The sequence below is a fragment of the Xanthomonas hortorum genome, from assembly GCF_024339125.1.
Lineage (GTDB): Bacteria > Pseudomonadota > Gammaproteobacteria > Xanthomonadales > Xanthomonadaceae > Xanthomonas > Xanthomonas hortorum.
Genome location: NZ_CP101417.1, coordinates 4,861,021 through 4,886,126, shown reverse-complemented (window position 1 = coordinate 4,886,126; position 25,106 = coordinate 4,861,021). Strand labels below are relative to the sequence as shown.

21 protein-coding genes and 1 pseudogene are annotated in these 25,106 nt (G+C 66.0%); 11 read left to right on the top strand and 11 right to left on the bottom strand.

The window, feature by feature from the left end; genetic code table 11:
* The first annotated feature begins 32 nt into the window (after positions 1-32).
* Positions 33-503, top strand: coding sequence for a 23S rRNA (pseudouridine(1915)-N(3))-methyltransferase RlmH (gene rlmH, locus NMB96_RS21015; protein ID WP_168957765.1), 471 nt, complete (start codon positions 33-35; stop codon positions 501-503).
* A 250-nt stretch (positions 504-753) separates the two neighbouring features.
* Here the strand turns inward: rlmH and NMB96_RS21010 are convergent, their stop codons facing one another.
* Together NMB96_RS21010 and NMB96_RS21005 are read right to left on the bottom strand one after the other, a co-directional pair.
* Entirely contained in the window at positions 754-1,437 is a 684-nt protein-coding gene (locus NMB96_RS21010) for an energy transducer TonB (protein ID WP_255085572.1), read from the bottom strand.
* A gap of 306 nt (positions 1,438-1,743) precedes the next feature.
* Positions 1,744-2,478 (bottom strand): SIMPL domain-containing protein, encoded by a 735-nt coding sequence (locus NMB96_RS21005; protein WP_006449949.1) that lies wholly within the window; start codon positions 2,476-2,478, stop codon positions 1,744-1,746.
* 122 nt (positions 2,479-2,600) lie between these two features.
* Here NMB96_RS21005 and NMB96_RS21000 point away from each other — a divergent pair, with 122 nt between their 5' ends.
* The 3 genes from NMB96_RS21000 to NMB96_RS20990 all read left to right on the top strand — a co-directional run bounded on the left by NMB96_RS21000 (position 2,601) and on the right by NMB96_RS20990 (position 8,772).
* Positions 2,601-3,173, top strand: a complete 573-nt coding sequence (locus NMB96_RS21000) for a Maf-like protein (protein ID WP_255085570.1) — start codon at positions 2,601-2,603, stop codon at positions 3,171-3,173.
* A complete protein-coding gene (gene rng / locus NMB96_RS20995) occupies positions 3,173-4,672 on the top strand; it encodes a ribonuclease G (protein ID WP_006449951.1) in 1,500 nt (499 codons plus the stop codon). Before NMB96_RS21000 ends, rng begins: the two co-directional genes overlap by 1 nt.
* Positions 4,673-4,848: 176 nt before the next feature.
* Entirely contained in the window at positions 4,849-8,772 is a 3,924-nt protein-coding gene (locus NMB96_RS20990; protein ID WP_255085565.1) for a YhdP family protein, read from the top strand.
* Positions 8,773-8,951: 179 nt separating this feature from the next.
* Here NMB96_RS20990 and NMB96_RS20985 read toward each other — a convergent pair whose 3' ends face one another.
* Positions 8,952-9,719 (bottom strand): DUF6065 family protein, encoded by a 768-nt coding sequence (locus NMB96_RS20985; protein ID WP_255085563.1) that lies wholly within the window; start codon positions 9,717-9,719, stop codon positions 8,952-8,954.
* 99 nt (positions 9,720-9,818) lie between these two features.
* On the opposite strand from NMB96_RS20985, the gene tldD reads away from it, so the two are divergent.
* Positions 9,819-11,264, top strand: coding sequence for a metalloprotease TldD (gene tldD, locus NMB96_RS20980; RefSeq protein ID WP_043889082.1), 1,446 nt, complete (start codon positions 9,819-9,821; stop codon positions 11,262-11,264).
* A gap of 82 nt (positions 11,265-11,346) precedes the next feature.
* Here the strand turns inward: tldD and yjgA are convergent, their stop codons facing one another.
* Complete coding sequence (gene yjgA, locus NMB96_RS20975; protein WP_255085560.1) at positions 11,347-11,952, bottom strand: ribosome biogenesis factor YjgA; 606 nt, start codon at positions 11,950-11,952, stop codon at positions 11,347-11,349.
* 147 nt (positions 11,953-12,099) lie between these two features.
* Between yjgA and pmbA the strand changes: the two genes are divergently transcribed.
* On the top strand, positions 12,100-13,467 hold the full coding sequence (gene pmbA / locus NMB96_RS20970) for a metalloprotease PmbA (RefSeq protein ID WP_255085558.1): 1,368 nt from the start codon (positions 12,100-12,102) through the stop codon (positions 13,465-13,467).
* Between the two features lie 67 nt (positions 13,468-13,534).
* Positions 13,535-13,999, top strand: a complete 465-nt coding sequence (locus tag NMB96_RS20965) for a DUF4870 domain-containing protein (RefSeq protein WP_170118405.1) — start codon at positions 13,535-13,537, stop codon at positions 13,997-13,999.
* Positions 14,000-14,069: 70 nt separating this feature from the next.
* On the opposite strand, the gene NMB96_RS20960 is transcribed toward NMB96_RS20965, so the two are convergent.
* The 5 genes from NMB96_RS20960 to NMB96_RS20940 all read right to left on the bottom strand — a co-directional run bounded on the left by NMB96_RS20960 (position 14,070) and on the right by NMB96_RS20940 (position 19,866).
* Positions 14,070-15,167, bottom strand: a complete 1,098-nt coding sequence (locus tag NMB96_RS20960) for a M35 family metalloendopeptidase (RefSeq protein WP_255085555.1) — start codon at positions 15,165-15,167, stop codon at positions 14,070-14,072.
* 433 nt (positions 15,168-15,600) lie between these two features.
* Positions 15,601-16,476: a polyprenyl synthetase family protein gene (locus NMB96_RS20955; RefSeq protein ID WP_023903380.1), complete on the bottom strand. Its 876-nt coding sequence runs from the start codon at positions 16,474-16,476 to the stop codon at positions 15,601-15,603.
* Position 16,477: 1 nt separating this feature from the next.
* On the bottom strand, positions 16,478-16,741 hold the full coding sequence (locus NMB96_RS20950; RefSeq protein WP_023903381.1) for an exodeoxyribonuclease VII small subunit: 264 nt from the start codon (positions 16,739-16,741) through the stop codon (positions 16,478-16,480).
* 31 nt (positions 16,742-16,772) lie between these two features.
* A complete protein-coding gene (gene tilS, locus NMB96_RS20945) occupies positions 16,773-18,068 on the bottom strand; it encodes a tRNA lysidine(34) synthetase TilS (protein ID WP_043889085.1) in 1,296 nt (431 codons plus the stop codon).
* Positions 18,069-18,159: 91 nt separating this feature from the next.
* On the bottom strand, positions 18,160-19,866 hold the full coding sequence (locus NMB96_RS20940; protein WP_043889086.1) for an alkaline phosphatase: 1,707 nt from the start codon (positions 19,864-19,866) through the stop codon (positions 18,160-18,162).
* A 143-nt stretch (positions 19,867-20,009) separates the two neighbouring features.
* Here NMB96_RS20940 and NMB96_RS20935 point away from each other — a divergent pair, with 143 nt between their 5' ends.
* The 3 genes from NMB96_RS20935 to NMB96_RS20925 all read left to right on the top strand — a co-directional run bounded on the left by NMB96_RS20935 (position 20,010) and on the right by NMB96_RS20925 (position 22,783).
* On the top strand, positions 20,010-21,350 hold the full coding sequence (locus tag NMB96_RS20935; protein WP_023903384.1) for a dicarboxylate/amino acid:cation symporter: 1,341 nt from the start codon (positions 20,010-20,012) through the stop codon (positions 21,348-21,350).
* A 13-nt stretch (positions 21,351-21,363) separates the two neighbouring features.
* Positions 21,364-22,200, top strand: a complete 837-nt coding sequence (locus NMB96_RS20930; RefSeq protein ID WP_023903385.1) for a class I SAM-dependent methyltransferase — start codon at positions 21,364-21,366, stop codon at positions 22,198-22,200.
* Between the two features lie 91 nt (positions 22,201-22,291).
* Positions 22,292-22,783, top strand: a complete 492-nt coding sequence (locus NMB96_RS20925) for an acyl-CoA thioesterase (protein ID WP_006449965.1) — start codon at positions 22,292-22,294, stop codon at positions 22,781-22,783.
* A gap of 169 nt (positions 22,784-22,952) precedes the next feature.
* Here the strand turns inward: NMB96_RS20925 and NMB96_RS20920 are convergent, their stop codons facing one another.
* Together NMB96_RS20920 and NMB96_RS20915 are read right to left on the bottom strand one after the other, a co-directional pair.
* Complete coding sequence (locus tag NMB96_RS20920; RefSeq protein ID WP_023903386.1) at positions 22,953-23,702, bottom strand: C40 family peptidase; 750 nt, start codon at positions 23,700-23,702, stop codon at positions 22,953-22,955.
* A gap of 109 nt (positions 23,703-23,811) precedes the next feature.
* A pseudogene (locus NMB96_RS20915) lies at positions 23,812-24,469 on the bottom strand (C40 family peptidase).
* On the opposite strand from NMB96_RS20915, the gene NMB96_RS20910 reads away from it, so the two are divergent.
* Positions 24,468-24,947 (top strand): FKBP-type peptidyl-prolyl cis-trans isomerase, encoded by a 480-nt coding sequence (locus tag NMB96_RS20910; protein WP_006449968.1) that lies wholly within the window; start codon positions 24,468-24,470, stop codon positions 24,945-24,947. The pseudogene NMB96_RS20915 and the gene NMB96_RS20910 overlap by 2 nt on opposite strands.
* The last annotated feature ends 159 nt before the right edge of the window (positions 24,948-25,106 follow it).

Below are 25,106 nucleotides of genomic sequence, written 5' to 3'. Positions count from 1 at the left end.
TGCCCGAGCTGTGACGCGGATATCATGTCGCGATGAAATGCCGACTCATCGCTACCGGCGAGCGCGCACCGGCCTGGGTGGCGCAGGGCTTTGCCGAATATCAGAAACGTCTTTCGCACTGGATGCCATTGGAGCTGGTCGAGATCGAACCCGGCCTGCGCGGCAAGGGCCGCGACGCGCAACGCGCCACCGACGACGAAGGCCGCCGCGTGCTAGCCGCGCTGCCCAAGAACGCCTACGTGGTGGCGCTCGATATCCCGGGTCGCCCGCTCAGTTCGGAGCAGCTCGCCCAACGCATGGAACATTGGCGCGGGCAGGGCCGCGATCTGGCGTTTCTGATCGGCGGCCCCGAAGGTCACTCCGCCGATGTGCTGAAAACCGCCAGCGAGAGCTGGTCGATCGGCCCGTTGACCCTGCCGCACATGCTGGTGCGCCTGATCGTCGCCGAGCAGCTGTATCGCGCTGCGGCGATGTTGGCCAATCATCCGTATCACCGCGCGTGACTGGTGACCAAGGTTTTGCGGTGTGCCAATAGCCGCTGCTGTTGCCTGTCGTGGTGACCCGCCGGTCACCGCTGCATTGGATCGTGTGTGCTGCTGACGTTGCATCGCGAGCACTCGTCAGGAGGCTGTGCCCGACAATTGGAAATCCACTGCACGAGCACCTGCTCCCAGAGCGCTTCATGCCGGTCTGATGTGGCGCACTGCTCGTATGCGGCGACTCGAAGGCCGAGTCGCCGCATTCCAGACTCACTCAATTCAACGAAAAACTCACCGGTACCAGACCGTAGGCCTGCACGGCCTGACCGTTCTGCATCGCCGGCTGGAAACGCCAGCTGCGCAACACCTGGCTACGCGCCGCCAGATCGAGTGCGCGATGACCGCTGCTGGTCTGCACGCTCACTTCGGTCGGGCGCCCATCGGTACCGACCAACACGCGTAGCAGCACCGTGCCTTGCTGCCCGGCACGCAAGGCGGCCACCGGGTAACTCGGTGCCGGTGAACTCAGATACTGCAGTTGGCCTGCCTCGACCGGGCCGCTGGGCGCGGCAATGGCTGGCGCGCTCTCAGCTATCGCTTCGGAGACAGCGGACAAGGCAAGCGCTGCGCTGTCGACCAACGGTGCCTGATTCACCACTGGTGTTTGCACCTGTACCTGCACCGGCACGGTGGTCGGCGGTGTCTGCGTCGCCTGTGGCTTGAACTTCACTTCGATCGGGAACACCGCTGGCGGGGCGGGTGGCGTTGGGATCGTCATCGGCATGACCCAACGTTCTTTGGGCGTGGGCTGCTGCGGAATCGCCCGGTACGAGAGCGGAATCAACAACAGCCCGCCGGCCAGCAAATGCAACGCCACGGCCGTGCTCATCGCCAGAACGCGCGAGGTGTCGATGCCTGTGGATCGGGAAGAAACCTGCGATTGCGTGAGAACCATCATCCACCTCCTCAACGGAACTGCGGAACGGACCAGCGCGACCCGGACGCACACCACCATCCGGTGACGTAGGTTTACCGCGACCTTTGTGTGGACACAAGTGATTTCGCAGCGCCGGCGATGGCTCGCCGATTGACTCCAGGCGTATCGATTCGGGCTGCCTGGCTGGTGCGGCAGACTCGCGTACGACTAGAGGCGGTCGCAGATGACATGCCAGGGCGAGGCACCAGAATTTCCGGCTTTCCCAATAAAAACTGCCCTCAGGAGAGGGCAGTCAGAAAAATCAGATCACGCTCGGTTTCGATCCGATCAACGCCCCAATTCGAACGTCACATCCAGGTTGATCGACAGCGTGCTTTCGCCCGGTGCGACCGGGGTGTCCATCTCGACCTTGGCCGAGCGCATCGAGGCCGCCATCATCATCGGGCGCACGCCGCCACCGCTGCGGCCTTCGGAGATGCTGACGATGCGGCGCACCTTCAGGCCGAGCGACTTGGCGTAGGTGTCGGCGCGGGCCTGGGCCTTCTTCAGTGCGGCCACGCGTGCTTCGTCGTAGACCGGCTCGGGCTGGTCGATCGAGAAGCTGGGGCCATTGATGTCGTTGGCGCCCTGGGCGACCAGGGCGTCGAGCACCTTGCCCAGGCGGGTGATGTCGCGGACCTTGAGGTTGACCGTGTTGCTGGCCTGGTAGCCGTTGATCTTGGGCGCTTCGTTTTCTTTGTAGGTGTACTGCGGGCTGAGATTGATGCCGCTGGTCTGCACATCCTTGTCGGCGATGCCGGCGGCCTTGACGGCGGCCAGCACCTTGTTCATCTGCTCGGCGTTCTGGCGCATGGCGGCGTTGCCGTCGGCAGCCTGGGTGACCACGCCGGCAGACAGTGTGGCGATGTCCGGCACGCGCTTGGCTTCCGCTTCGGCCGACACGTTGAGCAAGGTGCCGTCGTTGGGAATGGTGTAACTCGACGCAGGTTGAGCATGGGCGGTCATGGCGGTTCCGGCAGCGATCGAGAGGGCCAGCAACAACGGCTTGAAGGTGGTACGCATGAGATCTCCTTGTCTGTCTGCAGAGCGTGTTGTGAGTTCGATGAACATGTTGTGAGTCGAACGCGACCACTGTGTGCCATGCAAGCAAGCGGGCGAGCATGGGCAACAGGTATGCTGGAAGGATGCTTTATCTCGCCTCCCGGTCGCCGCGCCGACAAGAACTCCTGCAACGCCTGGATGTGCCGTTCCAGACCTTGCAACTGGACGTGCCCGAGCTGCGCGCGCCCGACGAATCGCCCGCGCACTACGTGCAACGCGTTGCGCTGGACAAGGCGCGCGCCGGGCTGGCGCAGGTGCAGGCCAGCGACCCCGCTGCGATCGTGCTGGGCTCCGATACCGAGGTGGTGTTGGGCGAGCGGGTGTTCGGCAAGCCGGTCGATGTGGCCGATGCGATCGCGATGTTGAGCTTGCTGTCAGGGCGCACCCACCAGGTACTCACAGCGGTGGTTCTAGTCTGCGCACAACGCGCCCCGGCGCAGGCGTTGGTGGTATCGGAGGTCACGTTCGACACGCTCGATGCTGCGCAGATCGCTGCCTATGCGGCCTGCGGCGAGCCGATGGGCAAGGCCGGTGCGTACGCAATCCAGGGACGCGCCGAACGTTTTATCAGCCATCTGTCCGGGAGCTATTCCGGCGTGATGGGATTGCCCTTATTTCACACCTCGCAGTTGCTCACAGCCTTCGGAGCGCATTGATGTCGGAAGAGATTTTGGTCAACGTCACCCCGCGCGAGACCCGCGTGGCGGTGATCGAGAACGGCATGCTGCAGGAACTGCATATCGAGCGCGGTTGGCGCCGTGGCGTGGTCGGCAATATCTACAAGGGCAAGGTGCAGCGGGTGATGCCCGGCATGCAGGCGGCGTTCGTCGAACTGGGCCTGGAGCGCGCCGCGTTCCTGCACGCCAACGACGTGATCCGCCCGGCGCCCGCGCCGGCCAGCGTGGTCGATACCGAAGAAACCCCGATTCCGCCGCCGCCGGCGGCCTCGGTGCCGATCGTGGAGCTGTTGCGCGACGGCCAGGACATCGTGGTGCAGGTGGTCAAGGACCCGATCGGCACCAAGGGCGCGCGGCTGACTACCCAGATCAGCATTCCCTCGCGCTATCTGGTGCTGCTGCCGCAGTCCAAGATCGTCGGGGTGTCGGCGCGGATCGAAGACGAGGCCGAGCGGCTGCGTTTGAAGACCATCGTCAGCGAGGTCTCGGCCCAGCACGGCGGCTTCGGTTACATCATCCGCACCAATGCCGAAGGCCAGCCGGCCGAGGCGCTGGCCGAGGACATCGCCTATCTGTCGCGGGTCTGGAACGTGGTGGAGCGGCGCGGCCGCGAAGCGCCGCCGTGCAGCATCATCTACGAAGACCTGAGCCTGCCGCTGCGTGCGGTGCGCGACCTGATCCGCCGCGACGTGGAGAAGGTCAAGGTCGACTCCAACGAGACCTTCGTGCAGCTGCAGGCGTTCGTGGCCAAGTACATGCCGGTGCTGGCCGAGCGGCTGGAGCTGTACACCGGCGACCGGCCGATCTTCGATCTGTACGGGGTCGAGGACGAGATCGGGCGCGCGCTGAACAAACAGGTGCCGCTCAAGTCCGGCGGCTATCTGGTGATCGACCAGACCGAGGCGATGACCACCATCGACGTCAACACCGGTTCGTTCGTCGGCCAGCGCAATCTCGAAGAAACCGTGTTCCGCACCAACCTGGAGGCCGCGCAAGCGGTGGCGCGGCAGCTGCGGCTGCGCAACCTGGGCGGGATCATCATCATCGACTTCATCGACATGGACGATGCCGAGCATCGCCGCCAGGTACTGCGCACGCTGGAAAAGGCGCTGGCACGCGATCACGCCAAGACCACCGTGTACGAATTCTCGCCGCTGGGCCTGGTCGAAATGACCCGAAAGCGCACCGTCGAAAGCCTGGAGCGGCAGCTGTCGGAAACCTGCGGCCAGTGCAGCGGGCGCGGCACCATCAAGACCGCCGAGACGGTGACCTACGAGATCTTTCGCGAGATCACCCGTGCGGTGCGCCAGTTCGACGCGGCGCGGCTGCTGGTGATTGCCTCGTCCAAAGTGGTGGCCCGCATCACCGACGAAGAGTCGGCGGCCGTGGCCGAGCTGGAGGAATTCCTCGGCAAGAGCATCCGCTTCCAGTCCGACGACCAGTATCTGCAGGAGCAGTTCGATGTGGTGTTGCTGTGAGGCTGGGAATGGAGAGTCGGGAATCGGGAATCGGGAATGGGGATGGAGCGAAAGGCGCTCTGCGGGTTACTGCCGACATCTTTAGAATGGCGGCGCGCGCAAGTGGATGATCGTGCGTGTGGCGCGTTTTCTGCTCCTGCGATTCCCCATTTCCCACTCCCCATTCCCGGCCGTTAATGCCCACCCCGCTGCGCCGCCGTCTGCGTCTGTTTCGCCGCTATGCGATCACCGCCACCGCACTCGTGCTGGTGGCGATCGCATTGCTGGTGGGTGCGGCCAGCCAGGCGTTGCCGCTTGCCGAGCAGCGGCCGCAGCAGATCGCCGCGTGGTTGAGTCAGCGCGCCGGCCAGCCCATTGCCTTCGATCGCCTGCAGACCGAGTGGACCCGACGCGGTCCGCTGTTGCGGCTGGATGGGTTGCGGATCGGTCCGCATGGCGAAGTGCGCGTGGGCCAGGCCGAAATCCTGCTGGCGATGTACGCCGGCCTGTTGCCCGGCCATTCGCTGACCGAAGTCCGCCTGCGTGGTCTGGCACTGACGCTGCAGCGTAGCGATGACGGCGTGTGGTCGGTGCAGGGCTTGCCGGCCGCGCGACGTGCCGACCCCTTGGAAGCCTTGCGTCGCCTCGGCGAAATCCAGGTAGCCGAGGCGCGTTTGCATGTGACCGCGCCTTCGATCGGCCTGGACACCACGTTGCCGCGCATCGATCTGCGTCTGCGTGTCAGCGGTTCGACGGTGAAAGTCGGCAGCCACGCATGGATCGATGTGCAGCGCGCACCGTTGACCACCGTGCTGGAGTTCGATCGCAACAGCGGCGACGGCAGCGCTTACGCGCAAGCCGACCCCGCAGATCTGGCCGCGTGGGCCTCGTTGCTGCACGTCGGCGGCATGCGCGTGGATGGCGGCAGCGGACGGCTGCAGGCGTGGGCACAACTGCGTGCGCGCCGCATCACCGGTGTCACCGTGGATGCCGATCTTCAACAGGTGCGCTTGTCCGGTGCCGCACTGCCGGATGAAACCGCACGCCGCACGCTGGTGTGGGAGCGGCTGCAGGCACGCGCGCGCTGGCAGACCATCGAAGGCGGCTGGCGGGTGGATGCGCCACTGCTGCGGCTGGGCCAGGCGGCCAAATTGCAGCAGTTGGATGGGCTGAGCATCGCTGGAGGGCGCCGTTACGCGGTGGTCGGCAAACATGTGGATGTCTCCGGTCTGATCACAGCGGCGGCATTGAGCGACAACCTGTCGCCCACCTTGCGGCGCTGGTTGAGTTTGTCCAAACCGCAGCTGCGCGTGACCGACCTACAGGTCGCAGGCGAGCAGGGCGGTGCCCTGCGCGCGCAGGGCCGGATCGACGAATTGGCGTTCCTACCGGTGGGCAACGCGCCAGGCATCAGCGGTTTGCGCGGGCAGATCGATGGCGATGCGCAGGCGGTCGAGCTGGATACCGCGCCCGATGCCACGGTGCGTTTCGACTGGCCGACCGGCTTTGGGGTGGTGCATGAGATCCAGCTGGCCGGCAAGCTCGTCGGCTGGCGCGACGGCGCCGGCTGGCAGGTCGCCACGCCGGCCTTGCGGGTGCAGGCCAAGGATTACGGCGCCAATGTGCGCGGCGGGCTGTGGTTCCAGAACGATGGCAGCCGCCCGCGCATCCAGCTGGCAACGCAACTGGACGATGTTGCCTTGCCGGTGGCGCGCAAATTCTGGATCCGCTCGAAGATGAGCAAGCCCGCCATCGACTGGCTGGACAAGGCGGTGGCCGGCGGTGTGATCACCGGCGGCACCGGCCTGGTCAGCGGCGATCTGGACGACTGGCCGTTCGAAGGCAACGACGGGCGCTTCGAAGCGTTCGGCCATATCCGCGACGGCGTGATCCCCTTCAATCCCGAGTGGCCGGCGATGGAGCAGGTGCAGGCCGATCTGAGCTTCCTCGGTAACGGCTTCTCCCTGCATGGAAGTGGCGAGCTGGCTGGCGCGCCGATCACCCAGCTTGAGGCCGGCATTCCCGATTTCGCCACCTCCGAACTCTACGTGCGCGCCTCCACCCAGGCCGACGCCACGCAGCTGCTGAGCATGCTGCGCAAAAGTCCGTTGGAGCGTCGCTACGGCGACACCTTGCGCAATCTCACGGTGTCGGGCCCGGCAACGGTGAGCTTCGATCTGCTGCGCCCGTTACGCAGCAAGGGTGTGGGCGGGCATCTGCAGGGCACGGTCGCGCTGCAGGGTGCCAAGCTGGCCGATGCGCGCTGGAATCTGGCCTTCGACCAGGTCAGCGGCCAGGCCGACTACCGCGACACCGGCTTTGCCGCCGAGCAGTTGAGCGTGCAGCACCAGGGCCGCAGTGGCGAGTTGTCCTTGCGTGCCGGCGGCTTCGTGCAGGACCCGAAGCAGGCGTTCGAAGCGCGCTTCGCCGCCACTCTGGATGCCAAGGAATTGTTCGACCGCGCGCCGCAGATGGAATGGCTGCGCCCGTACGTGCACGGCAGCGCGCCCTGGCAGGTGGGCGTGGATGTGCCGCTGCCGCCGCCGGGCCAGACCGATGCGAAGGCGATGTTGAGCCTGCGCTCGGACCTGGTCGGCACCACCCTGGATCTGCCCGCGCCGCTGGACAAGGCGGCCACCCAGCCGTTGGACACCCAGGTCAAGGTGGCCTTGCCGGTCGGCGATGGCGATATCGATGTGGCGTTCGGCAAGCTGGTGGCGCTCAAGGCCAGCAGCCAGGGCAACCAGACCGGCGTGCGCGTGGTGATGGGCACCGACACGGTCAGCGAGCGCCCACCGGCCAACGGGTTGATCGTCACCGGCCGCACCGCCTCGCTGGATGCGATCGACTGGATCAGTCTGGCGCGCGGCAGCAGCGAGCCAGAGATGCCGCCGCTGCCGGGCCAGCCGGAGACCAAAAAAAGCACGGTGCCGCTGCAGCAGGTGGACGTGCAGGCAGACAGACTGCTGATGATCGGCGGCGTGTTCCCGCAGACCCGGTTACGGCTGCGGCCTACCCGCGACGCGGTGGCGGTAACGCTGGACGGGCCGTCGCTGGCCGGCCAGCTCACGGTGCCCAATGCCGACGGCGCCGCCGTGCAGGGCAAGCTGCGCACCGTACACTGGCAGCCGGTAGTGGCGGCTGCCGAACCGGCCGCGCCCGAGCCGGGCGACCCGCTGGCCGGCGCCTTGCCCGAGCCGGCGCGCCGCGCGGTGGCCGAGTTCGACCCGGTGTCGATTCCGCCGTTGTCGCTGGATATCGACGATCTGCAGGTTGGCAAGATGACCCTGGGCGCGGCCATCCTGCGCAGCAGCCGGCTCAGCGACGGCATGCAGGTGGATCAGCTGCAACTGCGCTCCAACGACCAGAGCATCGGTCTGACCGGCGCCTGGCGCGGCAAGGGCGAATCCGCCAGCACCCGGTTATCAGCGCGCGTGGACAGCCGCAATCTCGGCAATCTGCTGCAAAACCTCACCCTGGGCGGTCAGCTGCGCGGTGGCGAAGGCCAGCTTGAGCTCAACGCCGGCTGGCAGGGCTCGCCGACCGGCTTTGCGCTCGGTTCGCTGGACGGCGATCTCAAGATCGACGTACGCAACGGCCAATTGCTGGAAGTGGATCCCGGCGCCGGCCGCGTGCTCGGCCTGCTCAGCGTGGCGCAGTTGCCGCGCCGGCTGATGTTCGACTTCCGCGACTTCTTCTCCAAGGGGCTGGCGTTCAACAAGCTGGCCGGCGAGGTGCGCTTCGGCGATGGTTTCGCGCGCACCGACGCCATCCGCATCGAAGGCCCGGCCGCCGACATCGCCATCCGCGGGCTGACCGACCTGCGTGCGCAGACCTTCGACCAGACCGTGGACGTGAATCCCAAGGCCGGCAATCTGCTGGCCGTGGTCGGCGCAGTGGCCGGTGGCCCGGTCGGCGCGGCGGTGGGCGCGGCCGCCAATGCGGTGTTGAGCAAGCCGCTGGGCGCGATCGGTGCCAAGACCTATCACGTCACCGGCCCGTGGAAGGAGCCGCAGGTGGACGTGGTGGAACGCGAAGCGCGCGAGCGTGTGCCAAGCAAACCGAGTTCTTCAAGTGCGCCAGGTGTCAGTTCCAGCAAGCCTGGTGCAGCGCCGCGCTGAGGCGCCCAAACGTGCGGCGCCCGCCGGATTAGTCGAATGCGCCAAGCCCACGCAATGCATCGGGCCAGTCCGCACACCGTCGCGCTGAGGTGTTGAAGCGCCCGCCGGGCACATCGAATACACCTAGCGCCTTCCAGCCAGCTCTGCACGTGGCAAGCCGCGCCCAGACGCTGACATGCTCAGTCTGCTGGCGTCCCGTTATCCGCCTCGTCTTCGCTGGCAGCACGCGCGAACATCGGCAGGCGCAGCCGCGAACGGTGGCCCGGCGCTGGCGCTTGATCCGCGCCAGCCACGCCACGGAAATAGCCGCGCTGCCACTTCTCGCGTGCGGCGGCCGATTGCGCATCCGGCAGTTCATCCAGAAACCGCGTGCGGCTGTGGGTCCAGTCGGCGTGCTGCCGCGCCAGTTCCGGCGCCTCGGACAGCGGCTGCCACTGCGGTTGCACTTGCTCGATCAGCCGGCGTGGCAGCGGAAACAGATGGCAGAACGGCTCGCCGGCGTCGAAGCGCACCCGCCCGGGCCGGGTGAACTTCCAGTTCATGGTGAAGGTGTACGGGCTCCAGTCGGTTTCGACCATGCCGCTCAAGGCACCGATGCCGTCCTTGGGCCGGTTCAATGGCCCGGTGACGAACAGATCGATGCCTTCTTCGGTGCGGAACAGGCAGGGCACGTGGAAGGTCAGCACGCCATAGCCGAAGTGGCTGATCGCCGGTGATGCGCTGCCGCCATCGGCAACGATCTGAATGGCGTCCAGGCCATCGCCGCCGTTCCAGCTGGCCGCGAAACCGGCCTGGCACAGCAGCTCCCAGCCATGCGCATTGGCGATCGCCAGCGGCAGGCAACGGTAGGCATAGCGCTGGTCGGTGGCGTCCATCCAGTCGCGCTCGTGCGGGGCGGGGCGGATGTCCAGCGTGTGGCCATCCAGGACGTGGGCAGTGAGCTTCATGCGCGGGCGTCGGCAGGGCAGCAGGCCTGCGATGATAGCCGCGCCGCACGTTCAGCCGAACGACTTGTCTCCCCGGCGTGCGGGCCCCATCCTGATCGCATGACCGATAACGCTCTCACTCTGGCCGAAACCCGGCTGCTGCTTCCTTCCGGCCTGGACACCGGCCATCTCGACCGCACCTTCGGCGCTCTGTTGGGCCCGGGCATCGACTTCGGCGACCTGTATTTCCAGCATTCGCGACGCGAGAGCTGGAGCGTGGAAGACGGCATCGTCAAGGACGGTGCGCATTCCATCGAACAAGGCGTGGGCGTGCGTGCGATTTCCGGCGAAAAGACCGGCTTCGCCTACTCCGACGACATCCAGCGCGAGGCGCTGCTGGAAGCGGCGCAGTCGGCACGTGCGATCTCGCGCGACGGCGGTGCGCAATCCACTCGCACGCTGGTGCGCGGCAGTGGCCGTGCGCTGTACCCGGCCACCGACCCGATCGACGACATGGACAGCGCGACCAAGGTCGAGTTGTTGCGTCGCATCGACCAGTACGTGCGCGCGGCCGACCCGCGCGTCAAACAGGTGATGGTGAGCCTGTCCGGTGGCGTGGACACGGTACTGATCGCGCGCAGCGACGGCGTGCTGGCTGCCGATGTGCGCCCGCTGGTGCGCATGAACGTGCAGGTGATCGTCGAACACGGCGGGCGCCGCGAATCCGGCTATTCCGGCGGCGGCGGGCGTTACGGCTATGCCGAGCTGTTCGCCGACGGCCGCCCGGAAGGCTTTGCGCGCGAAGCGCTGCGCCAGGCCCTGGTCAATCTGGATGCGATTCCGGCACCGGCCGGCGTGATGCAGGTGGTGCTCGGCCCGGGCTGGCCCGGCGTGCTGCTGCACGAGGCGGTCGGGCATGGCCTGGAAGGCGACTTCAACCGCAAGGGCACCAGCGTCTACGCCGGCCGCATCGGCGAGCGCGTGGCCTCGCCGGGCGTGACCATCGTCGATGACGGCACCCTGGATGGCCGTCGCGGCTCGCTCAATATCGACGACGAAGGCACGCCCACCCAGTGCACCACGCTGATCGAAGACGGCGTGCTGGTCGGCTACATGCAGGACACCCATAACGCGCGCCTGATGGGCGTGGCACCGACCGGCAACGGCCGCCGCGAGTCGTTTGCGCACCTGACCATGCCGCGCATGACCAACACCTACATGCGCGCCGGGCAGCACGATCCGCAGGAGATGATCCGCTCGGTGAAGAAGGGCATCTACGCGGTCAACTTCGGCGGCGGTCAGGTCGACATCACCAGCGGCAAGTACGTGTTCTCGGCCACCGAGGCCTACCTGATCGAAGACGGCAAGGTCACCGCGCCGGTCAAGGGCGCCACGCTGATCGGCAACGGCCCGGAGACCATGCAGAAGGTGCGCATGATCGGCAATGACCTGGCGCTGGACGAAGGCGTGGGCGTATGCGGCAAGGACGGGCAGAGCGTGCCGGTCGGCGTCGGCCAGCCGTCGTTGCTGATCGACGGCATCACCGTTGGCGGAACGCAGGCCTGAGATGCGGGGATTCGGGAATGGAGATTCGGGAATCGCAACAGCGGGGGCGGTGGGGCGTGATGCGTCCCGCCTGTGTGGTTCCTCAGTCCTCGGTCCGCGTTTCTTCGCTGTCGGCGTCGTCGCTCTCGTCGAGATCGATGTCGTCGTCGCCGGCATTCACTTCTTCGCCCGCCTGCGTGGACAACTCGCGCAGCACCTGGAACAGCTCGCGGTAGGCGCGCGGCGGCTTGTTCTTGGCCCGCTCGCTGATGGCGTTGCGCACCAGCTGACGCAGTTGCTGCCGGTCGGCGGCCGGGTAGGCTTCCAGCAGTTCGGCCAGCGCCACGTCGCTCTCGGCCAGCAGCCGTTCGCGCCAACGCTCGACCCGGTGGATCGCAGCCACTTCGCGGCGCGCGGTGTCGCTGTTGGCATCCAGCGCATCGCGCAGCGCGTTCAGCGTGGTGTCGTCCTCGCGGCGCATGTGCTTGGCCAGAAACGCCAGCTGCCGCTTGTGCGCGATATGCGAGGTGATGCGCTTGCTCTCTTCGATATGCGGAATCAGCGATTCGGGCACCGGCAACTTGGCCAGCTGCGCCGGGGTGAGCGCCACCAGCTTTTCGCCCAGGTCGAAAATTTCCAGCGCCTCGCGCCGTTGCTGGCTGCGGCTGGCGCCGCGAAATTCACCAGTGTCTTCGTCGCGTCCGCGCATTGCCACTACATCCCGAAACTTGGTTGATAAAAAATTTCCGGCCTTGAACGGCCGGGCGCCGGCGGAACACTCCGCACTGAATTCAGACACTCCGGCCAACGATGGCCGAGCTTTTGCGGAAGGATCCGCGTTCCTAAGGATAAAGCATTGAACGCACTCTCCTCCGAAACACGTGTCCACGACGACAGCCTGCAGCGCCTGGACGCGCTCACCGACATCTCGCAGCGCCTGCTCGAGCGCGCCCGTGCGGCCGGCGCCACCCAGGCCGAAGTGAGCTGCAGCGAAGAGCGCGGGCTGGACGTCAACGTGCGGCTGGGCGATGTGGAAACGGTGGAATCCACCCGCGACCGTGGCATTGCGGTCACCGTCTACTTCGGCAAGCGCAAGGGCAGTGCCAGCACCGCCGATCTGCAGGATTCCAGCCTGGAATCCACCGTGGCCCAGGCCTGTGCGATCGCCCGCTACACCGAAGACGACGTGGCCGCCGGCCTGGCCGACCCGGAACTGATGGCGCGCGAGTTCCCCGAACTGGACAGCTGGCACCCGTGGGCGCTGGACGCCGACACCGCGGTGGACCTGGCGCTGGCCTGCGAAACCGCCGGGCGCGATGCCGATGCGCGGATCAGCAATTCCGATGGCGCCTCGGCCAGCACCGGGCTCAGCCTGTCGGTGTATGCCAACTCGCATGGCTTCATCGGCCGCGAGCGCGGCACCCATCATTCGATCAGCTGCGCGCTGATCGCCGGGCAGGGCGACGGTATGCAGCGCGATGGCTGGTACAGCAGCGCGCTGGCACGTGAAGACCTGGAAGCGCCCGAGGCGATCGGCCGCCACGCTGCCGAGCGCACCCTGGCGCGGCTGCAACCGCGTTCGCTCCCCACCGGCCAGCTGCCGGTGCTGTTTGCGCCGGAAGTGGCGCGCTCGCTGGTCGGCCATCTGCTTGGCGCGGTCTCCGGTGGCGCGCTGTATCGGCGTGCCAGCTTCTTGCTCGACAGTGTCGGCAGCAAACTGTTCCCGGACTGGTTCAACATCGAAGAACTGCCGCATCTGCGCCGCGGGCTGCGCTCGGCCGCCTTCGATGGCGAGGGCGTGGCGACGCGACGTTCGGCGCTGATCACCGACGGCGTGCTGCAGCGGTATGTGCTCGGTAGCTATTCGGCACGCAAGTTGGGCCTGCAGACCACCGCCAACGCCGGCGGCGTCCACAACCTCCAGGTCACTGCGAATGCGGGCGATCTGGCCTCGATGATGTCCGGCATGTCGCGCGGTCTGCTGGTCACCGAACTGATGGGCAACGGGGTCAATCCAGTGACCGGCGATTACTCGCGCGGCGCCGGTGGTTTCTGGATCGAGAACGGCGTGATCGCCTATCCGGTCGATGGTCTGACCATCGCCGGCAACCTGCGCGAGATGTTCGCCGGCATCGAGGCGGTAGGCAACGATGTGGATCCGCGTTCGCACGTCAAGATCGGTGCGGTGCTGCTCAACCGCATGACGGTGGCAGGCGACAGCTGAGCGTGCCGATCGCGACGACTGTGCTCACCGCTCCCGGCCACTGCCGCGGAGCATCGCGAACGAGACCATGTCTTCCCGCACTGGTGGCTGGCTGACGGGTTGCTATAGTCCGCCGCACCACAACCATGCATGGGGAGACATGATGAGCGACTTCGAGTCACACGCTGCACCGCCGCCACCGCCGATCGGCACCAGCTCGCCGTCGGAGGAGCGCACCCTGGCGCTGGCCGCGCATCTGCTCGGCATCCTCACGTCCTTCATCGGCGCGCTGGTGATCTGGCTGATCAGTAAGGACGCCAGCCCGTCCAAGCCGTTCGCCACCGACCAGGCCAAGGAAGCGTTGAACTTCCAGATCACCGTGATCATCGCCTATGTGGCTGCGGTGATCCTGACCATCGTGTCGTTCGGCATTCTGTTCTTCGTGCCGACGCTGGTGTGGATCGCCAACCTGGTGCTGTGCATCCTGGCCGCGGTCAAGGCCAACAACGGCGAGCATTACCGTTATCCGTTCACGCTGCGCCTGATCAAGTAATCCGGCACGGTGCGAACAACAAAGGCCCGGCAGCGATGCCGGGCCTTTGGCGTTTCGAACGATGGCGGGATCAGTTCTGCGCCGGGGTGTTTTCGGCGAAGTACTCGTGGCTGTCGGCGTTGGTGATCGCCTGGGCCGGGTTGCTGATCGCCAGGCTACGCGCGCCGGACTGACCGTAGACGCGGTCCTGCGTGCCGGCCACCACAGTGAAGTGGCTGGTCTCGTGCACCAGCGTGCCGGCCTTGGAGTCGGTGCCGGTTGTCGATGCACTCCAGAACGCGTTGCACACATGGATCTCGTACGGCTGGTTCGGATAGACGTAGGCGAAGGCGTCTGCCAGATCCGCTTCGCAGCTGCAGTTGATCGTCAGCTGGCCGTTGTTCTGGTCCAGCGCGTTGTCGATGTTGACGAAGTTCGAGCTGACCCGGCTATAGCGTGAGGCGTTGTAGGCGCCGAACCAGGTGGTGTAACGCGCGCCGGTGCTGCCGCCGTTGAGGTAGGTGCGCGCGTTCTGCGAGTAGTTGCGCGCGGCAGTGACGGCACTGGCGGCCTGGTTGGTGCGGGTGGTGCTGCAGTTGAGATAGTTGATGCCGTTGACCACGGCGGTCGGGCCGACTGCGAGCTGGCGCTGCACGCCACGCCGTGCGCCGTCCAGCCAGACGGTGAGCGGGGTGCTGGTGGCCACGGCCGGCTCGCCGTTGGCCGCTTTCATCAGGCTGCCGTCGGACAGTGAGGCGTATTGCAGCGACGAGCGGACCTGGATGGTGTAGTTGCCGCTGGTGGACAGATCGTAGGCGCCCGCCAGATCGACCTCGCCCTGCACGCTCTGGCCGGGCTTGAGGATGGTGAAGTCGGCCGCCTTGGGCAGGCCGCGCTTGACCAGGCGCCCGGTGTAGTTCACCGGCGTACCATCGCGGCTGACGTCCAGAATGCCGTTATCCAGTGACTTCAGCGGCAGCTGATAGGTCGGGACGCGCGCGATCTGGCTGCCGTTGTTGGTAACGGTGACGGCGATCTTGCCTTGGTGCCGACCAGCCTGATCGGCGACCGGCGCTAGTTCGATGGTCAACGGAACCGGGCCGCGCACGGACTGCGCCTGCGCCGATCCGAGCACGCCGACAACGGCCAACGTGCCTGCTGCAAACGATGCGAGAAAAACATTCTTCACCAGCAACTCTCCATGTGATCGGGGGGATGTCCGCTGAACGCGGGCAGACCAACCTAGGCAGGGCGAGCGGGCACGACAAGACAATCGATTCGTGCTGTTTTTGGCCTACTGATGGCGCTGGAATGGCAAATATGGACAGCGATGGCGACAATTTGGCTCCAAGGTGTGCGTCCATCCACATTTTTAACGCGCACCGCATAAATTCCCTTGTGAAAATCTATGAAAAGAGAATTTACGTTTTGTGACGCACAACCCCGGTTATTCGAGGACGCTCCACGTCTCCACCGTGCGCTGGCGCACGGTGTGCGCAGATGGCGGCGCGATCGCATGATCGATGCATGCATCGCTGCCGCTGGCGAGTGACCACGCAGCGACGTCCGCGTTTGATCGCGTGGGCCGTTTGTATGGGTGCGTGGTCGTTTTGAGCGTCGCGCTAGTGCGCGCGGTCCACCGCAAACCGGCCCAGCGTCGCCAGCGTTTCGCCGGGCTGGCCGTAGGGCTGCAGGATGTCGTGCATGCGCGTGGCCAGCTCTGCCAGCTTGGCCTTGGCGCCGTCCATCCCGAGCAGGGCGGGATAGGTGGACTTGGATTGCGCAGCGTCCTTGCCGGCGGTCTTGCCCAACTGCGCCGAGCTCGATTCCACGTCCAGGATGTCGTCGCGCACCTGGAACGCCAGGCCCAGCGCATCGGCAAACGCGTCCAGGCGCTGCTGGTCGGCCTGCGCGGCACCACCGGTCAACGCGCCCATGCGCACCGCCGCGCGGATCAGCGCGCCGGTCTTGAGTGCGTGCATGCGTTCCAGGTCGCTTAGCGATTGCAGTTGGCCGGTGGCATCGATATCCAGTGCCTGGCCTCCGCACATGCCGGCAGCGCCTGCAGCGCTGGCCAGGCTCTGTAGCCAGCCGACCCGCAGGTCGGCACTCACCGATGCCGCAGCCAATAGTTCGAACGCGCGCGTCTGCAGCGCATCGCCAGCCAGAATCGCCGTGGCTTCATCGAAGGCGATATGTACGGTGGGCTGGCCGCGGCGCAGCGCGTCGTCGTCCATCGCCGGCAGATCGTCGTGCACCAGCGAATAGGCATGGATCAGCTCCACCGCCACGGCAGGGGTGTCCAGGCTGTCTTCGTCGGCGCCGAACAGGGCGCCGGTCGCATACACCAGCAACGGACGCATGCGCTTGCCGCCGCCCAGTACCGCATGCCGCATGGCGGCGTGCAGGCGTTGCGGGGCAAGCGCTGGGCTTGGCAGGCATGCCTCCAGGCTGCGTTCGGTGCGGGCGATCCAGTGATCGAACGACGCCGAACTCACCTCAGCCGCCGTCCGACGACGGCGGTTCGAAGGTTTCGGCCAGATCGGGGCGGGCGGGGTCGGTCAGCATGCGGACGCGCAGTTCGGCGTGTTCCAGTGCCTGCTGGCAATCGCGGTACAAGCCGATGCCACGCTCATAGGCCATGAGCGATTGCTCCAGGCTCTGGTCGCCGACTTCCATCTTCTGCACCAGTTGCTCGAGTTCTTCCAGCGACTGTTCGAAGCGGGCAACCGGGGATGTTTCGTTCAAGGACTTCTTGGCCATCGGTAAAGTGTGCGGCGCGCGCGCAGGCGGGTCAATTCGCAGCTGTGTTGCTGTGCCATCGCAACGCTGCGTTATTGGCCTGCAGCCAGTTGTTCAATGCGGCCGAGATGATGCGATCGCCGGCTGCGAGTACCTGGTCGCCATCCCACAGGATCGGCAGGCGTTCGCGTTCCCAGGGTGGTAGATCCAGTTCCTGCAGCAGGTGCTTGAGGCGATGCGAGTGCGCACGTTGCGGCAACACGATGCGCTCGCCACCGTGGCGTACGCGCACCAGTAGCGGTTGCGCGAAGCGCAGGCCGGGTGCGCCGTGTAACTGCAACTGCGCGCCATCGGGCAGCTGCAGCGCCGCCTGGCCATCCCAGTGCGTCTGCCACTGCGGCGGGCATGCGGTGTGTGGGCGAAGTAAATACAGACACTGGCGCCAGCGACGCACTTCGACCTGTTGCCAGGCAAAGCGCGCTTGCCGGTCCGGTGCGTGGTTGTCGATTTCCTGTTCCAGCGCGGTGATGCCATGTGCGGGCAGCGGCGGGGCGTGTGCCGCACTCACCCAGGCGCGTAGCAGGCGCGGCCGACGTGTCGCCGGCTGCGCACGCAACCGCTGCAGATCCAGCGCGCCGGTTGCGGTCAGCATGCCGGGCAGCAGCGCGATGTCCTCTTGCAGCAGCAACGCGCTGGCATCGGCGCTCAGGTGCGCACTGCGCGCCAACGCCTCGGCGGCCTGTGGCCAGCGTTGCTGCAGCAGAGGCATGAGCTGGGTGCGCAGGAAGTTGCGGTCGTACCGTGTGTCGGCATTGCTGGGGTCTTCGATCCATTCCAGCCCATGTGCCTGCGCATAGGCCAGCAAGTCGGTGCGTGCATGGTGCAGCAGTGGACGCCACAGCATGCCGCCTGCGAATGGACGCTGCGCGCGCATGGCAGCCAAGCCGTCCGGGCCGGAAGCGCGCAGGGCGCACAGCAGGAAGGTTTCGGCCTGATCGTCGCGATGGTGCGCCAGCGCTAGCCATTCGCCGGGCGTGAGTGTTTCGGCAAACGCGGCGTGGCGCGCATTGCGTGCCGCCGCTTCCAGACCCAGGCCGCTGTCGCGCGCAACCTGCACGCGCGCGATCTGCAAGGGAATCTGCACTGCATCGCATTGGCGCTGGCAATGCGCAGCCCATGCATCGGCGTCGGCGTGCAAGCCGTGATGCACGTGCACCGCGCGCAAGCCGATGTCGCGATAGCGCGGCGCGGCTGCCAGCAGCTGCAGCAACACGCTCGAATCCATGCCGCCGCTGTAGGCGACAAGGACCGGGCCCGGCGGCGTCGCAGGCAGTGCCAGGGCAGTCATCTGTGCATGCCGATCAAGACAGCGCTGCGGCACGGTGCGACCGGTAGCGGATTGCCACCGCCTGCCAATCGCAACGGCGCAGCGCTGCACATCAACGCTTGGTCGCAGTCTCGAACGCGGCCGATGCCGGCAACTCCACCGGCACGCCGGCGCTGTCGCAGGTGCCGGCCTTGCACAGGCGCTCGCGCAGGCGCGGGGTGGCCTGCACGATGACGTGGTAGATCACGTTCTCTTCCAGCGTGCCGCGAAACGCCGCACTGCCCGGGCCGGTGGCCCAGATGCCGACGTCTTCGCCACCATGGCTTTCGGATTTGGTCGGCACCAGCGATTCCTGCATGTAGCTGGGGGCTTCGGTGTCGACGTGGGTCAGATCCGGGCGTCCGGAAGCAGGCTCGCTGCTGCTGGGTTCGTGCGGGTACTTCTTCGGTCCGGCCGGCTGCGCGTTGCTGGCGCCGGTGTGGCCGGGGCCGTTGGCGTAGCTCAGTGTGGTGTAGGGCTGGCCGGCCAGGTCGGTGGCCAGCTGGGTGCGGTCGCCTTCTTCGCCGCCGGTGCCGCGCACCTTGCCCAGGATCGGATTGCCGCGCACTGGGTAGCCGACGAAGTTGAGCGTGTGCGAGTGGTCGGCGGTGACGATGATCAGCGTGTCCGGTGGCGCGGTCTGCACGGCGGTGCGCACCGCATCGGACAGCGACACGGTTTCGTCGAGCGCGCGGTAGGCATTGCCGGCATGGTTGGCGTGATCGATACGGCCGCCTTCGACCATCAGCACAAAGCCGTTCGGGTCGCGCGACAGCGACTGGATCGCGGTGCGGGTCATCTCGGTCAGGCTGGGCTCGCCTTGCGGGGTGCGATTGCGGTCGTGGTCGAACTGCATGTGATCCGGTTCGAACAGGCCCAGCAGCGCAGGCGCGCCGGCCGCCGCCTTCAATTGCTGTTCGTTCCAGACATAGGCGCCTTGCGGATGCGCCTGTTTCCATTCGGCGACCAGATTGCGGCCGTCCAGGCGCAGGCCCACCTTGTCGTCGTATTCCGGATCGCGCTCCTGCACGGTCTGGAACTGGCTGCGTCCGCCGCCCAGCACCACTTGCGGGCCGCGTCCGAAGCGCGCGGTGGACAGCAGTTGCTGAGCGATGTCCTGGCAGCCGGCGGTGCGCGCGGACTCGGGCAGGTCGGTGTCGTTTTCCCAGTTGCGGTCCGGCGAATGCGCGTAGGTGGCCGCCGGGGTGGCGTGGGTCAGCCGGGTGGTGGTGACGATGCCGGTGGCCATGCCGGCGCTGTCGGCCAGTTGCAGCCAGCTCAGCAGTCCCTTGCCCAGGCTGTCGCCGCAGTCGCTGCGGTTGCCGCTGCTGACGCCGATCGCGCCCATATGCGTTTTCACGCCAGTGGTGATCGCGGTCATGGTGCCGGCCGAATCGGGCGTTTGCGAATCGGTGTTGTAGGTCTTGCTGAAAGCGGTCGCCGGGAATTGCTCCCACGACAGCAGGTTCTCTTCACCGGGCCCGCCCTTGCGCTGGCCATCCAGAATGCGCGCGGCAGCCACCGTGGTCAGGCTCATGCCATCGCCCAGGAACAGGATCACGTTGCGCGCCCGCCCGGCCATCGCGCCATTGCCGGCTGCACGCGCTGCGCCCGAGCGGTACCACCATTGCGGCGTCTCGCCGGCGGGATGCGTCACCTGCGGCACCTCCACGCGCACGGCGGCAGGCGTGGACGCACTGGTGCCAGTGGTGGAAGCGCAGGCGGCGACACACAAGGTGGTCAGGGCGGCGAGGGCAGGCAGGCGGTAACGCATCGGCATCGAACTCGTGACTGAATCAGCGCGCATTATGCCGGGATGCCTGGCGTCACACAGATGACACACCGCTGTTCCAGTCGTGGTCTCGCGGCCAGCGCGGGCCTGAGCTATCGTGCATGCACTCTCCCCCCCGGATGATTCGACGCATGACATTGGTCTCGGCCTGGTTGCGCATTCCGTTCTGGCAACGCGTGGTGGCCGGCTTCGTGCTGGGTGCGATCGCCGGAGCGGCCATGGGCCCTGCGGCCGATGTGTGGTTCGGCCCACTCGGCGATCTGTACGTCACCCTGATCAAGATGATCGCGATCCCGCTGGTGTTCTTCGCGGTGATCAATGCGATCTCGTCGCTGCACGGGCAAAAATCCGTCGCCGCACTTGGCGGGCGTACCTTTCTGTGGTTTGTCATCACCGCCGCGCTGGCGGTGGGCGTGGGCCTGGCGGTGGGCACGCTCATGCAACCCGGCGCCGGCCATTTCAGTTTGAGCGTGGATTCGGCCTGGAAGCCGCGCGATGTGCCCAGCCCGATCAAGGTGCTGCTGGATGTGGTGCCCTCCAACCCGTTCTACGCACTGACCGGCATCGGCACCAAGACCAATGCGGCCGGCGAGACGGTCTTGGCGGCCGGGCGTGGTTCGATCCTGCCGGTGATCTTCTTCGCCGCGCTGCTGGGCTTTGCGATGGTCAAGCTCGGCGAGCGGGTGGCCGAGGCGCGCAAGCTCACCGCGCAGCTGAGCGACATCATGATCCAGGTCACCCGCTTCGTGCTGGAGATGACCCCGCTCGGCACCTTCGGCCTGATCGCCAGTCTGGTGGGCAGCTACGGCTTTGCGAAGCTGTTGCCGTTCGGCAATTTCGTGCTGGCGCTGTATGTCGCCTGCGCGATCCACATCGTGGTGGTCTACAGCAGCTTGTTGTTGTTGCATGGATTGAATCCGTGGAAGTTCTTCCGTGGTGCGGCGCCGGGCATGCAGGTGGCATTCGTCAGTTCGTCCAGCTTTGCCGCGATGCCGGTGGCGATGCGCTCGATCACGCATAACCTGGGCGTCAGCAAGGATTACGCCGCATTCGCGGTGCCGCTGGGTGCCAGCATCAAGATGGATGGCTGCGGCGCGATTTTTCCGGCCTTGTGCGCAGTGTTCATTGCGCAATACACCGGTGTGCCACTGACCGCCAATCAATACTTCGTGGTGTTGATCGCTTCTGTGCTCGGAAGCTTCGGCACGGCCGGTGTGCCCGGCACTGCGGTGATCATGGCCACGGTGGTCCTCAGTGCGGCCAACCTGCCGCTGGAAGTCATCGGCTACCTGTATGCGATCGACCGCATTCTCGACATGATGCGCACCATGACCAACGTGACCGGGCAGATGCTGGTGCCGGTGCTGGTGGCCAAGGAAACCGGTCTGCTCGATAAAGCGGTCTACGAGTCGGCATCGACCAATGTGGGGCTGGAAGATCCGCTGACCGATCGCGCCAGCTCGCAGCGCTGACCGCGACCGACCGATGAGTGTTGGATTTCCCGCGCTGCGCGATCGGCTGCAGCAGTTGTCCGAGCTGGAGAGCATCGACGGCGTGTTCGTGCAGCGCTTGTTGGCCGATGATCCGTTCGAACAGCAGTATCTGGAGATTCGGCGCAAGGAGGGCCGGCTCTACACCGATGCGCAGGTGCGTAGCCTGCCAATGCCCAGCGGCAAGCTCGGCACGACGCTGGAATGGCGGGTGCGCGCGCTGTCCAGCGCGTTGCTGGTGCAGCATCTACAGGCGCGTGCAGGCGAGGGCGCCATTCTCGAACTGGGTTGCGGCAACGGCTGGCTGTCGCAGTTGCTGGCGCAATCGCTGCAACGCGACGTCTGCGGTATCGACGTCAATCGCACCGAACTGACCCAGGCCGCACGCGTATTCGGCCACGACCAGCGGCTGAGTTTCATCGCTGCCGACATCCAGACCCTGGCGCTGCCACGCGATCTCTTCGACGTCATCGTGGTCCCGGCCTGCATCCAGTATTTCGCCGATCCTGCCGCGTTAGTCACCCGTTTGCTCGCCCAGCTGCGCGACGGCGGCGAACTGCACATCCTCGACAGCCCGCTGTACGCAGACCCGCAACGCGCCAGCGAAAGCGCCGCGCGCAGCCTGCGCTATTTCACCGAGCTGGGTGTGCCCGCACTGGCCGCGCACTACCATCAACACACTTACGCCACGTTCGATCGGTTTGCAGTGCAATGGCTATTCGACCCGCGACGGCCGAGTGCGCGCCTGCGGCGGATGTTCAAGTTGAAACAGCTGCATTTCCCTTGGTTGTGTTTGCGCAAGCAGGACAACATTGAAGCGATACGCGGTTGATCGAATACACGCCGGAACGCCGAATGTCCCTGCGCGCTTCTGTCGCACCTGCATGGCACACTGCCAGCTCATCCATTGACGAGGGCGGGCGGTGATTGGCGAACAGCGTGATCTGACATTTCGTTTTCTGGCCGAACCCAGCGACGTCAACTTCGGCGGCAAGGTGCATGGCGGCGTGGTGATGAAGTGGATCGACCAGGTCGGCTTTGCCGCGGCCAGTGGCTGGAGCGGGCATTACTGCGTCACCGTGGCAGTGGGCGGCATTCGCTTCGTGGCGCCAGTGCGGATCGGGGATCTGGTCGCGGTGTCGGCCAAGCTGGTCTACACCGGGCGCACCAGCATGCATTTCGCCATCGATGTGCGTGCGCGCAGCCCAATGGGCGGCGACTCGCGGCTGTGCACGCATTGCATCATCGTGTTCGTGGCGATGGATCCGGACGGGATCACACCGGTGGCAGTGCCCTCGTGGCAGCCGGACACGCCTGAGGATCAGCGTCTGGCCGAATATGCGCTCAAGGTAATGGAACTGAGCAAGGGCATCGAGGACACCATGTCGCATTACAAGGCGGATGCTGCGCACTGACCGAGTGGCTGCGCACCCGGTGACCCGCGCAGGATCCACGTGCTTGCGCGGTGTTGCGGTCGATTGGTTCACTGCGGTTGAAGTACGAACCTAAAAAACCACCGCCACGAAAAAGGCCGCGGGATCGCCGCAGCCTTCGTCTGTCATGCAGTGGATCAGGCGCCGAGAATCACAGCACCCGACGCGCCTGGATGAACTTCTCGCTCCAGTAACCGCTGGCCAGCGAATCCACGCGCACGTCCTTGCCGCGGCTGGGCGCATGCAGGAACTTGCCGTCGCCGACCACCAGGCCCACATGGTCGATGCGGCCACGCCGGCCGAAGAACACCAGATCGCCCGCCTTGAGCGCGGAGGGGTCCTTGATCAGTTCGGCCGATTCGTCTCGGGCGATATCGCGCGAGACGCGCGGCAGGTCGATGCCCAGGGCGGTCTTGAACACATAGCCGACCAGGCCGCTGCAGTCGAAGCCTTCGGTGGACTCGCCGCCCCAGACGTACGGGGTGCCGAGCAGGGCCATGGCGCGCTGCAGGATCACTTGGACACGGCTGTCGGCCACGGCGTTCTGGGCGGCGTTGGCCGCGCTCTGCGAAACGTCGTAATTGGCCAACAGGCGGCTGAGGTCGCCGGCGAACATCGCCGAACGGTCCATCAGCGGAATGGCGTCATTGGCGGCCAGATGCGGAAGCAGGGCGGCCAGCGTTGCGGTGGCAGCGGCATCGGCGCGGCTGCGGGTTGCGGCTTTCTCGGCGGCGACGGCGCTGTCTGGCGTGGTCGTCTGCGGAACGGATGAAGAAGTGTTGGCGGTCTGTGCCAGAGCGGGAAGGGCTGCGAGCCAAAGAGCGGTGGCGCACAACAGGCGGAGCGGTTTCCGGGGCGGAAGCGGTGCGGCGCCAGGATTGATCTGTTCGTCGTTCGTCACGCGGGAATCACATTTCTGCTGTCGATGCGCGATGATGCCTTGGTGAAAGAATCGTTACGTTCAAAAAAGGTTAAATTTCCGTTCTGTGACTTGTGATGCACGTCACGTTTCAATGTAAAACACGCTTTGAACCTGAATAATGGTCACGCCAGTAGGCTCCATCCAGGAAATCCAAGCGGACTGTACCGCCGGTGCTGGGCGCATGCACAAAGCGGCCTTCACCGACATAAATCCCGACATGGGTGACGTTGCCGCTGGAGCCGAAAAACACCAGATCGCCGGTCGCCAGCTTTTCGGGCGAAATTCTGGGTCCCTGGATGGCGGCCAGCTCGCGCGAGGTACGTGGCAGCGCCAACGCCAATACATCCTTGTAGACATAGGCGACCAGGCCGCTGCAGTCGAAACCGGTTTCCGGCGTGTTGCCGCCAAACAGGTAGGGCGTGCCGACCAGGCCCAAGGCGCGCATCAGGATGTTGTTGGCGGCGGCCGGGTCTGCCGGCGGTACCTGCGGCCATACGCGCGCAGTCGGCGCTGGGGCGGCAGCCGGGCGACGCACCGGGGTCTGTGCGCAACCGCCCAACAGCACGAGCAGGCCCAGCAATACACTGGCCACGACACGACGGGTGTGAGCGGCGAAAACTGGCGTGATAGGCATGGAGCCGGGATAATGGTCGGTTCGAACAGGTCGCCATGATGGCGGCGCACCCGGCGGCCGACAAGCCGTCCTCCACCGTCTGCCACCGGGCAGCCCATTCAGAGCCAGGCATGAAGATCGAAAAAGACAGCGTCGTCCGCTTCCACTACACCGTTTCGGAGATCGGCCAGGAGCCGATCGAGAGCTCCAAGGAACGTGACCCGTTGGCGATCATGATCGGCCACGGCAACATCATTCCGGGCCTGGAAGCGGCCATGATGGACAAAGAGGCCGGCGAGAGCTTCGGCGTGGACGTCAAGGCCACCGAGGCCTACGGCGAATACCGCGAAGGCCTGAGCCAGCGCGTGCCCAAGAAGCACTTCGGCGCCACCAAGCTGGCACCGGGTACCCAGGTGATGCTGCAGACCAACTTCGGCCCGCGCGCAGTGACGGTGCAGAAGGTCGGCATGAGCGTGGTCGATGTGGATCTCAACCACCCGATGGCCGGCAAGGATCTGCACTTCGATGTGGAAATCATCGACGTGCGTGAAGCCACCCAGGAAGAGCGCGACCACGGACATGTGCATGGCGAAGGCGGCCATCACCACTGAGAGCGGTGATTGACACGGCCGCGCTGCCCTCGGGCGGGCGTGGCCGGTGTCTGAACTCTGCATGTGCCACGCAGACATGCCGGTTTCTGGACCGTCTCCGCTTCCAGCCAACGAGGGCTTGCGACGTGTTGCCAGCCACTCCGGGTGACCGCTGTAGGT